At 43.1% G+C, this 12,652-nt stretch carries 9 protein-coding genes; 2 read left to right on the top strand and 7 right to left on the bottom strand.

Annotated features, from left to right (window positions below):
• The first annotated feature begins 338 nt into the window (after nt 1–338).
• Nucleotides 339–1,427, top strand: coding sequence for an ABC transporter substrate-binding protein (locus tag LUQ50_RS11640; RefSeq protein WP_300040003.1), 1,089 nt, complete (start codon nt 339–341; stop codon nt 1,425–1,427).
• Nucleotides 1,428–1,560: 133 nt separating this feature from the next.
• On the opposite strand, the gene LUQ50_RS11635 is transcribed toward LUQ50_RS11640, so the two are convergent.
• From LUQ50_RS11635 to LUQ50_RS11625, 3 genes are all read right to left on the bottom strand, one after another.
• Nucleotides 1,561–3,810: an RND family transporter gene (locus LUQ50_RS11635; RefSeq protein WP_300040002.1), complete on the bottom strand. Its 2,250-nt coding sequence runs from the start codon at nt 3,808–3,810 to the stop codon at nt 1,561–1,563.
• A 24-nt stretch (nt 3,811–3,834) separates the two neighbouring features.
• Entirely contained in the window at nt 3,835–5,151 is a 1,317-nt protein-coding gene (locus LUQ50_RS11630; RefSeq protein ID WP_300040001.1) for an S-layer protein, read from the bottom strand.
• A 141-nt stretch (nt 5,152–5,292) separates the two neighbouring features.
• A complete protein-coding gene (locus LUQ50_RS11625) occupies nt 5,293–5,799 on the bottom strand; it encodes a MarR family transcriptional regulator (RefSeq protein WP_300040000.1) in 507 nt (168 codons plus the stop codon).
• Between the two features lie 266 nt (nt 5,800–6,065).
• On the opposite strand from LUQ50_RS11625, the gene LUQ50_RS11620 reads away from it, so the two are divergent.
• Nucleotides 6,066–6,533: a phosphate-starvation-inducible PsiE family protein gene (locus LUQ50_RS11620; protein WP_300039999.1), complete on the top strand. Its 468-nt coding sequence runs from the start codon at nt 6,066–6,068 to the stop codon at nt 6,531–6,533.
• A gap of 127 nt (nt 6,534–6,660) precedes the next feature.
• Here the strand turns inward: LUQ50_RS11620 and LUQ50_RS11615 are convergent, their stop codons facing one another.
• From LUQ50_RS11615 to LUQ50_RS11600, 4 genes are all read right to left on the bottom strand, one after another.
• The gene (locus LUQ50_RS11615; RefSeq protein WP_300039998.1) at nt 6,661–6,885 is read right to left on the bottom strand and encodes a ferredoxin; all 225 of its coding nucleotides are present in this window, start codon (nt 6,883–6,885) and stop codon (nt 6,661–6,663) included.
• A 189-nt stretch (nt 6,886–7,074) separates the two neighbouring features.
• Nucleotides 7,075–7,359, bottom strand: a complete 285-nt coding sequence (locus tag LUQ50_RS11610) for a hypothetical protein (protein WP_300039997.1) — start codon at nt 7,357–7,359, stop codon at nt 7,075–7,077.
• A gap of 561 nt (nt 7,360–7,920) precedes the next feature.
• On the bottom strand, nt 7,921–9,273 hold the full coding sequence (locus LUQ50_RS11605) for a response regulator (RefSeq protein ID WP_300039996.1): 1,353 nt from the start codon (nt 9,271–9,273) through the stop codon (nt 7,921–7,923).
• Between the two features lie 6 nt (nt 9,274–9,279).
• Nucleotides 9,280–12,114 carry a PAS domain S-box protein gene (locus tag LUQ50_RS11600; RefSeq protein WP_300039995.1) on the bottom strand — a complete coding sequence of 945 codons (2,835 nt, stop codon included), beginning with the start codon at nt 12,112–12,114 and terminating at the stop codon, nt 9,280–9,282.
• Nucleotides 12,115–12,652: the final 538 nt, after the last annotated feature.

Here is a 12,652-nt window from a genome sequence, read left to right as displayed (position 1 = left end):
GTTTACTCTCATTATACTAAGATCTTTCGGTATTTCTCTGGTTGTTCAGGCAAATAAGCGATTTTTTAGAAGAAATTACGATAAATCAGTTGGGAGCGCTGAGAGGGGCTGAATAGTTACGCATAAATTATATTCAAAGACTCATGAGAGAACGTTCAGGTATTTACTCTTCATAGGTTCATACTTTGATAGTCTCTAAATCGGGATATGATTTGGCACGATATTTTTATTCGATTACAAACGAGTGATCCTATATGAATCAATGGAACATCTCATTATGTATCCTCGTACTTTTCTACCTTTGCAGCCATATTGGATTGGCAGATCAAAATGGTAATGTGAGTTCTGGCATATTGAAGATCGGGGCGATCTATAACCTGAATGGATCCCAGGCGACACTCGACGTTCCCTCTTCTCAAGGTGCCCTCATCGCAGAGAGGATCATAACCAAAAAGGGAGGTATCAATGGAGTTTTGGTCGATGTTATCATGAGGGATGGGGCATCAGATCCGGAAACCATAGGGAAAGAGGCTGAAGATCTTATTGTAAATGAGTCTGTTTCTGTGCTGATCGGACTATCAGATACAGATATGGTTCTTCCTGCAGCGAAAGTTGCAGCGAGCCATCACGTCCCCATTATAACCTCTGGGGCCTCTTCCCCCAGGCTCCCGAAGGAAATGCCTGGGTATCTCTATCTGACATGTTTCAGCGATAACGCCCAGGGCTCTCTTGCTGCTGAGTATGCGTATAAAAACCTCTCATATCACTCAGTTTCGGTTATCTATGATGCGGATATGCAATACACCACCCTTCTTGCGCAATACTTTTCAGAACGGTTTAAAGAATTGGGAGGTGAGGTCATTGCTACTATATCGTTGAACACAAAGACCGATCTCTCATCTCTTCTTACCACTCTCTCTTCGAGAGATCAACCCGATTTTTATTATCTAGCGTTTGGGCCTGAAGATGCACCTGCTGTGGTACGACAGGTTCATAGTGGAACGACTGCAACTCCGATATTTGGCGGTGATTCGTATGATACGAAGAATCTTACCGATGCGGTTCTTGATACCAACGGAGATGTCTACTACACTACTCATGCATGGTTTGGTGAACATAATCTCTCTCTGGAAGTTCAGGATTTTATTACTGAATACAGGATCGAATATGGAACTGACCCTACACCATTTGCCGGACTTGGCTATGATACGGTCATGATTGTGGCGAATGCAGCGGGGTATATCCAGTCTGGAGCAGACATCAGAGAGGGGATAGATCAGGTACATGAATACCAGGGAGTAACTGGTACTATCTCTTATGAGAATGGATCAACAGTTCCAAAAAAGTCGGTACATCTTATGTTTGCCGATGGACAAAACCTGACACAGGTAGAGAACCGGGTACCGGAGAGAGTACCAAATCCCTGACATCTCCTTTTAGATGTGATTTAAGGGAAGAATAATTCATCAGAGTATTATTCAGGTACTTCATGGTTTCAAATGGGTCTGTCGAGTTTTCGATAACCATATCTCAAAGAGATCATGGTCATACATTTATTTTTTATTTTTGGTGAGAATGGGGATAATGCAATACCTCCTCTTCCAGTTCTTCCACGCCATGAATGACCTTATCGACGAGGGAGAGAATTGCTGGCATGATTGCAATCGCTCCTATCAATGAAAAGAGCACGGCAATAATGGTCGTGAGACCGAAGTTGGAGATGATAGGGAAGGTCGAGAGGATCAGCGCTGAGAACCCGAAAAAGGTTGCAAATCCTGATACCATGATGGCAGAACCAATCTTGCTCACACTATTCTTCAGTGCTTCAATAACATCAGGAGTTTTCTCTTTTTCCTCAATGTATCGCTCCATTACGAGAATGGTATATTCGGCGGCTACCCCGATGGTCATCGAACCCAGGCATGCGGTCATGACGTTATAGTCAATACCCAGAATATACATGGCAACTGCATTCCATCCTACCACGGCGGCAATTGGCACAATCGGGGTTATTGCATTGATATTCCGGTACACAAATGCCAGGAACAGCGCAACCAAGACGAACCCGGTATAAGTGATAAGTTCTTTACTCTCGACAATATCATTCACCAGGTTTGTAAACATCGCAAAACTGCCGGTAACATCAGTTCTAATCCCTGGTGGTGCTGGATACAACTGTAAATCCCCTTCGATATCCATTTTTAGATCGCTCTGGGTTTCAGTAGTTAACTTCACTGTGTTAAACTGGATAACTGCCTCGTTGTTCCCGTTCACATACGAACTTCTGATGTCCTCCGGAATTGTATTCAAAACCGCATCCAGTTCACTCTGTGTCTGTGGCATCATCCCATTGTTATAGGTAATTACGTAATCCGCGATACTGGTTCCCTGAGTAATTTTTGATCGTGTCCGTACCTCTAAATCAGTAAAATCTTTCATCCATTTCACCGAATCGAGAGTGAGGGCATCTGATCCATGGATTACAATCGGAGCAGTATCAGTAGAACCGATCGTCCGGGTCACCTTATCCAGCGTGGTTTTCGAAGGCATATCAGGAGGCACGAACGAATTTTCATCGGTATTCACCGGAATACGGGTATCTAGTTGAATACCGACAAACGCAACAAAGAGCACGAGCATGAGAACGGGGACGGGTCGTTTTGCAACCCATACCGCGGTTTTTGAGAGCCCCGAATCAACAATGGCTGCTTGTTTTGAAATCCCGTGCCCTTTTGCCTTGTAATTAATGAGAACCGCGATTAGGGGAATTCCGATAAGTGACGTAATGTAACAGGTCACTACACCGATGATACTGACGAGGCCGAACCCTTGCATCATCGGAACCGGAGAGATGTACATGGCAACAAATCCCATGGATGTTGCAAGCATGGCATACATCACCGCAGGACCGGTCTTGGTTATCGTAGTATGAATTGCTTCGTGTAGTGGATGATCCCTCGCTTCTTCCTCAAGGCGTGAATGAAACTGAATGGCGTAATCGATACCAAGTCCTATCATGACTGGAAACGCCGCAATGACGGCCATACTGATCTTATATCCAACAAGGCCGATGAAACCAAATGTAAAGATAAGTCCCGCGGTAACGATGACTACCGGGAGGAACCGGTGATTTACATATCCAAAGAGCAGCCCCATAACAATGACCATGAGCACGAGTGCTGCCAGAATGAGTGTGCCCATTGATTCTCCCATCGCGGCACCCATTTCCTCTTCGAATGCAGCTGAACCTGTCAGTTTGACCGAAATACCGGGAGGAGTATTTGTACTCTCAATAAACCTCTTGAGGTTTGAAAGGGCACTTGATTTCTGCTCTTCTGATAATCCTGCCTCAAGGCCGATTGTCCCCATGTTCAGCATCCCTGATGGAACGTACACATTCATTACATTATCAGGGACCTTAGCAAGCACCTCATCCATCTCTCCGGATGAGGAGGGAAGAACACCGTTATTGAGAGATTTGATTATATCCGTTATACTTGATACCGAAGTCACGTACTGAAGGTTTTCCAGTGGTTCTTTGAGTGAATCGATATATTGAAGAAGTTCAGGACTTGTGGAATCACCGGATTCGACAAGAAGGATTACGGTCTCTTTCGAAAATGTTTCAGTGTAATGTTCAATCAGAACTCCTTCCGGTGAGTTCACATCCATGTAGGTTTCGGTTCCGGTCTGCATTGAAACCATGGTCATCCCAAACAGGGATATCACCATGAGGACCAGGATGATCTTTGAGATGATCCCGGGCCTCTGAACGATGAGATCAGCGATACTGGAAAAAATTGAATGCATGATCGATATGTTACCTCGTCAGTTTTACTGAGTCTGTTGTTTTCGTCTGTACTCGTAGATGAAATATGCACCACCCAGAATGATTACCAGAATCAATCCGATTACTACCGGGTTAAACAAGAGTGCAGCAAATCCCTCTTTTGAAACCACATCAATCGGGACCTTAACCGTATCTGATACATGACTATCATCCAGGGCATCACGGTACTTTACCTCTGAATCAAGCCCGTAGATTTTGGTATCAGCGGTTGCATCGACTGTAAGTCCGAATCTGGCAACTTTACTCTCTCCTGGCTGTATATCTCCCAGGTATGAGAGGTCATCAGCACTGGTGAAGGGATCCACTGCGCTGATTCGCACTTCTGCCCCGTACACCGGGATCGACCCGTCATTCCGGTAGGTCACCTGGATGAAACTCTTTTTCCCAGGATTCAGTTCAGGATTTGCACTGATAATGGTAAATTCAACATCAGAACCTACCGGGACACCTATCTTCTGGTCCGGGGTGACAACGGTCTCTCCATCCGTATTGTCATATACTACTGATACGGTAACCGGGTAGTCCTGTGGCTCTGCATCTTTTGATACACTGACTTTGTACTTGGCGGTTGCGGTCGTATTTGGCGCAAATGTTCCCAAAAATACGCTGCTTGAGACCGGAACAATCGGGGAGTTCCCGCTTCTGCTCAGATTTGCAACGGCATTTTCACCAGTATCAGTTCCGGTATTTTTCAGGGTGAGTATGATGTACCCGGAACCTCCTGCATTTATATTCTCGGTTTTTACGTCAGCAATCTGCAAGGTTATTGCAGACTGAACAATGAATGGCAGATTAAAGGTTACCCTCTTCTCAGCATACCGGTAGGTGATACTGTCTGTTCCCTGTTGTTCGGCATTTTGCAGGTACGTATAGTTCAGTTCAACCGGAAGCATATACTCACCGGCCTTTGCATCATCTGGGACTAAGATCTCAAATGTTGCAGGAACACTCTCTGAACCTTTGATGTCCCCGATCATCTGTGGATCTGATTTGATCAGGGCAGGACTGTTACCGGGCAGAAGGGAGACGGTCACCATCTTCGCAGTGCTGGGAATGTCATCAGTGTCTACGATTCCTGTCTGTACAAACTTGATCTCGTTTAATCCTGAATTCTGTACCTGGATCTGAAGTGTTACTGTTGTACCCGGTACAAATTCGTTGTTTCCAACAATTGTGACTGTAAGATCCGGAGATCCGGTCAAATACTTCGTTCCAGCAAGGGCCGGGGATGTTATCATCGATACAGTGAGAAGGGCTATGCCCGCAATAAGAAATGCTTTTTGCAAATGTGTGATTATCATACTAATGGTCTCATATTATTTCCGCCCGTACTTCGAAGGTGGGGTGGATACCTTTGAGAGGGATTATTGGTAATGCCCGGTAGGCAGGGAACGCTCATGATCCGGGCCGTCCGTCTTTATTCGGCCTTAATGGCCATGATTTCACTCAGATTTGTTCTGATTCAGTGAAGTGTAGAATGACCAGGTTCCCTGATTACTAATACTGGGATTTTTTGAAAACGTTGCATGTATTTCTGCACTGGCATTACAAATTGTTTCGAGATCAGAGGAAGAAAATCCTGAAAGAAAGGATATCATGTGATTTCTTAATCCCTTGAGCATATTACGAAGGTATTCCCTCCCTTCGTCTGTCATAGAGATGTTTATTACTCTTCTATCTTTCACATCGGGTTGTCGTTCAACTGACCCTTCTGATACCAGGCTATCTACCAGTCTGGTCATGTAGGGCTTTGAAATGAACATCTGGTTACATAACTCCGTCATCGATTGTAACCCTGTCATTTCCAGAATACCAAGAAGGCGAAGTTTTGCTTCCTGCATTCCTGTAATATTTGGAGCTGTGAGCATCATAATGGTATGAACATCAATTATCAGACTCATAATATCAGTTGCAGCAACATCCTGGAGACTCTCTTCCTGACTGATCATCTACATCCACATATTGGTTGTGCTAGTAAATAATTGTAATTGTGAACTGTTGTGTGAAAATATTATTCTCCAATGATATTATATGGTGTGGGGATTTCGTATGTCAGGCGTTAATATTACAATTGTATGGATAATTTGAGGGAGTTCTGTGAGGTTGTCCAATAAATTTTGCTTCATTGGACAGTCCTAAATCAAAAACTGTAAATCACCGGTACTTCTTTATTCACGGGTCACATGAAGAAACAGGAGGCAACAGAATTAAACCGATGGACTTGATAAAAAATTTAAAACCCGAGGATATCAGTTGGATCGATTACTCCATGGTATTATTAATCTTCTTCTCCATGATATCATTTATTTTCATTGGAATTCTTAATTTAGTCCTCGTATATCTATCAATTGGTACATTACTACTTGGAATACACGGCCCGATATCAGATGCGGGCATATTAGGAATAATTAGCACCGCACTATTAACGGTAATCATTGTTGAACTGTATATTACTGTAAAAGAACTGAAATGTGGGAATATTGATATCAAACTGATTTTAATTATTGGTCTGACTGCTATTGTCCGTCATTTTATCTTATTGATAACACAAGGTTTTAGTGAAGAGGATGTCATTTCTATGATTGGATTGGCCATAGTAATGATTATTTTCATCCTTGGTTTATGGATAGTGAAGGGTAAAAACATTGATAGTGTATCCAATATCTGGTCTCCGGAAAAATAGCAGAATAATCCCATTTTACTATTATTTTTGTTATAGAGCCGATAATTTAGAATAGGATTATGGCAAATAACGGTTACATGTTAGCAACCCGGGGTGTCCGATTTCGGATAATCAGGACCTCTGAAAATTATTCAGTAATCTCAATTATCTGAACCGGACAACTGTCAGATGCCTCGGCTGCACAATCTTCAAATTCAGGTGCGGGTATACCTTCAGCGATGCTTCCATGGATTCTGTAATGTTCGATTATCTGACTGAACGAGTCGTTCTTGTTCTCTTCAAACAGTCCTGGGCAGGTATCCCAGCATGATCCACAACTGGTGCATTCTTTGCGGTCAATTTTTACTTGCATTGGTATCACCCGTACGAATTCCCGATAGAGTGGAGTACAATGTTCCTGAAAATCAGATCCGGGATGTTCCAACCAGGTCAGGAAGATCCATACCATCGATATGGAATGATGATTTGTATAGAATTGTTGGCAAAATGCAAATTTTAAAACAAAATCTGTAATAGATTTTAGTGATAGAAGAGGGCTTGTTCAGATAGTTTCGATGATGGATTTTGTGAGTGTTTTTTCAAGTATTATTTCAAGAACCCCATCCGAAAACCGCTTTTTCAGAAATCGTACGTCGTAGGGGATAACAATTTTTTTCTGATACTGAACTCTGGTACCTGATGCTGTTATGGTAATCAATGAAGCATTATTTTCAAGATCAATCCTGATCTTTTCTTCATCTATACCTGGCAGATTCGTAAGGATCCGAAGAGATATCTCTTCATCTATGAGTGTTGTAGCAGGCTCAGTTATAGTGACAGGTTTCATATATTCCAAACTTCCCGGTAATGTGTATCAACATCAAATAGTTGGTACCATACTGCATATTTTTTAGTTACATCATTTCAGTTCTGGTAGGTGTACCACCTATCAAAAAACAAACAGGAGGAGAACTACCCGATTGAAACTGACATGTAACCTATTATTGGAGAAATGGCAATGCAGTACTCAATGCTGACCTGAGCATGATGATTATCCCGGGTATTGTATCTTGGAAATCATGGTGAGTTCCAGAGAAAAACCTCCTATTTTGTATGGTGAGATCTTTCTAATGCATCTGGAGGGTGACAATCTGTAGGATTGATATGTCAGTATTCACCTGGTCAGACGAGTTCATGTATTGTTCTCAATGGGGTAGTTTCTCCTCTTGTAGGTACCCTTGTACCTATTTATTCCACCATATGAAACGAGATAAACCTGACTGCATGTTACAAATCGTGTTTCATTTTTTAGATCCACCATGAAGGTAGCATAAAGTGAACCGGTATCCGTTTGAACTCAGATGAGTCTTGAATTATTTCAGTGGATCTGGTGAGACTGGTCTGCTCGTCAGATCCTGGTATCGGTGTTTTCCGTGGGTAATTCGTTTCCTCCACCCAGTATATGCCCAAACACTTTTTTGAAATCATTGAGCTTCTGACTGATGTGGATTCTTCCTTTTTCAGTTGGACAATATAACTTTGATTTCCCTGAAATCCGTATCTCAAGATACCCATTGTACAGCAGATCATGAAGGAGGGTGTACACCCGTGCCTGAGGAATTAAAACCTGATACCGGTTATGAATCTCGTGAACGATATCATATCCTGATACCGGTTTATCCAGAAGAGACAGGACTACCGGCTCAAGTAATTTTTTCACTACATCATCGATGGTAGATTGGGGAACAACCGAGAGAGAATCGATCGGATAGGTGTGGTGGGCAAATGAAAGGGTCGTTTCATTGCCGGTAGACACAATGATTCTGGAGATCCCCTCTGCGAGGATTTTAATCAGTGTATGATCAATTTTTCCGATATTGAGGGCGATCATCCCTGATATGAGGGTCCCACTTTTCTTTTTATCAAGGAGCAGATTTTTGATGGCAATGATCTCATCAAATTCTTCGGTTTCTGAAAAATCAATCAGGATCTGGAGTGTATCTTTTGTACCTTCATAGAGAAGCGAGTCGGTACATTTTTCCAGAATCGACAGAAGCGTATAGAGTTCATGAGTTTTTATCCGGTGGATATACAGTTCGTGTTTTTGGATCTCTTTGGGAAAGTATTTCTGGAGCGTAGAATGAGAGTATGCAAACAGATTGCGTCCACCTTTCTTTATCCCTTCTTCTAATGCAAATTTAAAGATGGGATCTTTCTCAGCCTGATCCGTATACAAAAAGAGCATGATATCAGTGAAGATATCTTCAAGTAACACGGTTTTTATCTCGGGTTGGTCCAGATAGGTCAGATCGTCTCCATCAATCTGGCCGGCACCAGGCGATGAAGAAATTTTCCGGTGAATTGGTTGGATTGATCTCTGTTCTTCCTGCTCTGCTGCTCTACGAAATAATGCAACTTCAATAGCGGCTTTTATCTCCAGTTCATTGAAGGGTTTGACAATATACCCGTAGGGTCGTACACTCTTCGCTTTTGCGATGATGGCATCATCTGCATATGCCGTGATAAAAACAACCGGTATATTCAATTCAGTGGTGATGATTCTCGCTGCTTCAATGCCATTTATCTTTCCCGGCATCACGATATCCATCAGAATTAGATCAGGTCCCAGCCGTCTCGCTTTCCCGATGCTCTCTTCACCACAAGCAGCCATCCCTGCTACCTCGTATCCCATTGTACTGAGGCGCTCTTCAAGTTGCATGGTGATGATTGCTTCATCATCAACGATGAGAATTTTAGACATGGATAATTATCCCTTTGCGATATATGGGAATTCTACCAAAACCTGAGTCCCCTGAACACTGGTAATACTCAGGGAACCTTTGAGTTGATGCTGAACCAGGGTCCTGATTAACTTTACCCCGAGACTGTTTGAACGACTGATCTCTTCTGGATCTGGTATCCCGATACCATTGTCATGAATCGAAATCCGGATACTTCCATCCATCTCTCCCACCGATATGTCAATTGTTCCCTTCTCTCTACCGGTAAAAGCATGTTTATATGCATTCGAGAGAATCTCGTTTACTACCAGGGCAGAGGGAAGTGCCAGGTCTACCGGAAGAAAAACTTCATTTGGTTGAATTTCGCAGGTGATCTCATGCCCTTCTTTGGAATATATATTTGATAATGCTTTTGACTGATCCCGGATCTGATCCGTGATATTGATCTTGCCAAACTGCTTGCTTTCATAGAGTCGGGTATGGATCTGAGCCATGGTCTGAATCTTGAGCATCATATCGGTCAGAATACTGTAGATTGATTCATCTTCTGTCCGCATCCGGGTCATATCCAGCAGACCTGATATCAACTGGAGATTATTCTTGACCCGGTGGTGGATCTCCCGAAGAAGGACTTCTTTTTCCTGTAATGAGGATACCAGTTTTCTCTCTGCACGTTTCCGATCGGTAATATCACGAAAACTCCAGACTCTCCCAACCACGATATCACCGATATTCTGGGGTTTTGAATATCGCTCAAAGATTTTCCCGTCGATAAATTCGATCATATCAAAGCTTTCACGGGTTGGATGTGAATGAAAATTGGTAATGGTGTCTGCAAATTTTTCAGGTGTTTTAATTTGTGGTAGAATTAAGTCCAGGACCTTATGAGCTTCTCCAGACTCCAGAATATTCCGGGGAATATTCCACATGGATGCAAAATTCTGATTATAACTCGAAATATTTCCCCGATGATCAATTACAAAGATGCCGTCTGCGGTTGATTCAAGTGATGCATGCAGGAGAGAAAGGGTTTTTTTCAGGGCGGTATCTGCTCGTGTGCGTTGCCTGATCTCCTCATTTAATGTTTCATTCAGTTTCTCATATTCGGTAGCCCGGAGTCTGAATTCAGATTCATTTTTTTTCCGGTCAGTGATATCCTGCCCCTGGGCGATGGTTGAAACGATGGTTTTTCCGTCAGATCCAAAAATAGATGCCGAATTCCAGAGTACAGTTCTGATATCACCATTTTTATGTAGAATTGGAATCTCGACACTTTCCCATCGTTCGCCTTCTTTCGTTCTTTTGATGAGCTCCATTACCGAAGCAAGATACCGTTCATGAAACAGCATATCAAGTTGCTTTCCGATAACGTCATGAGCAGTTCTCCCGGTTAGTTGTTCGAATGCACGGTTGAATAGGGTTATTCTGAATTTCGGGTCCCATACAATAATGGGAGCGTTGGCGTAGGTAATGAGGTTATCCTGATAATCCTTTGTCTCCCGCAACTCTTCATCCATCAACACCTGGGTGGTGACATCATATGCAACTTCTCCCGCACCGATGATCGTACCCTGGGCATCCCTGATTGGAGTATATAGAACATGATAGACTCTGCGGTTCTTACCTGGTTCCCCAAATTCAACCTCCAAATTTACATTATCACCCTGAAGCACACGTCTCCATTCCTGCACCGTATTTCCCTGAGGTTCTCCCTCAAATATGTCTATCATGCTGGAGCCTAACGCCAGATCTTTCCCAGTCCGTCGTTTCATCTCCTCTTTATACGCCTGATTGAAAAAAATATAGCAAAAATGTATGTCTTGTGCAGCGATGAGTACTTCAGTCCCTTTCGTTACTGCCTCCAGTATCTCCTGAGTCCGCTGTAGATTCTCCTCGCTGTGTCGCAGTGCGTCTTCAATCAGTTTTTGTTCGGTGAGATCAAGGGTAGCAGTCCCAATACCGGTGATGCGTCCTTTATCGTCACGTATGGGTTGCAGATTGAGTTCAAGAAACATTCTTCTCCCCTGAATGTTCATCCATATTTTTTCATGGACTTCATTCCCGGTTTCAAGAACCCTTCGTTTGAGATCAATCAGATGGTGTGCATCTTCCTGAGTGAAAAGATCCGTATCCTTCTTTCCTTTGATCTCTTCATTCTGCATGATCTGCTGATTATATCCCCATTGAAAAATTAGGTCCGTGTCCTGGATAGCAACTGATACGTGAGCATTTTGTATCGCAAGCCTGAAGCGGTCCTGACTTGCTTTCAACTCGTTTTCTGTCTTTTTCAGATCAGAAATATCACTGATCGCTACCCGGATCGATTGATTATGAGAATTTCTGATGAGATTTATGCTCTCCAACCTGGCAGGGAAGACGGTTCCATCATTACGCTTGAGCCTGCAGGTAATAGTGAGTTTTGTATCGGTTCGCAGGAGATTCGCCATATAGCGATCCCAGATATCTCTGTCCTGTGAATCTATCCAGGTTCGAAAGCGGGTATGAATCAGGTTTTTCCGGTCGACACGGAGAAGTGTTGCCGCAGTGAGATTGGCCTGAGAGATTATTGCCGTATTTGAGAGCGTGATATATCCAACCGGAGCGAACTCGTACAGGTCAAGATACTGGTCACGGGACTCCTCAACGGTAAGATGGGCCTGCCTGAGTTCCTCAGCCTGTATCTCAAGTTCAACCTGATGTACCTGCAGATCATACATCCGTTCTTCCGAGGTTTTTCCGGGTATCGATTCCTGAATCTTTGGAGAATTGTTGAGTTTTTCGATTGCCACTTCCTGCAGTAAACTTCCCTCATCCCCCCTGTCGGGATCTCCTTTTTTCATCGTGTCTCTCTTGGTAGGCATTCATCTCCGGTTATGAAAGGATATTCGTAGTTTGAGTGGTTCGGTGCTGATTGACTCGCTCTAATTGACTGATATGGAGATGTTGAATCGTTGGGTCTTGATTCGGTTCTGTCACCTTATCATGTGGTACTCATAATTGATCGAACACCAGACCTGATCTCACCGGAAATTCTAGCGAGGTGATTGAGAAATCAGTCCCGTATCTATTGAGAATCCGGTATGGCTACTCATATGGTACAACGGAAATATCTAGATAGGAACCTGTTCCTGCTCCTTAAAAAACTATTTCCAGGTTTCAAATTTTGAAATGTTGGGTAGGGATATAATATTCAGCGCTTTCCGGGGGATTTCCTGGTGTCAGGAGCGATTATCTGCTCTGCATGATAAATACCACCCGAGGAAACGTTTTATATCAGGTATCTGGTGTTGAATGATGAGAACTTTTCACCTCATCATCCTCCCATATTAACCATGATTTGATGTTCCTTCTGATCATCTACCAGATGGATCATGGAATCAACCTGCTCATTCCCATCAG

The sequence above is a fragment of the Methanospirillum sp. genome (genome assembly GCF_028679455.1).
GTDB lineage: Archaea > Halobacteriota > Methanomicrobia > Methanomicrobiales > Methanospirillaceae > Methanospirillum.
Note: the sequence above shows the minus strand (reverse complement) of the source record. Positions and strands in the feature narration are given on the sequence as shown.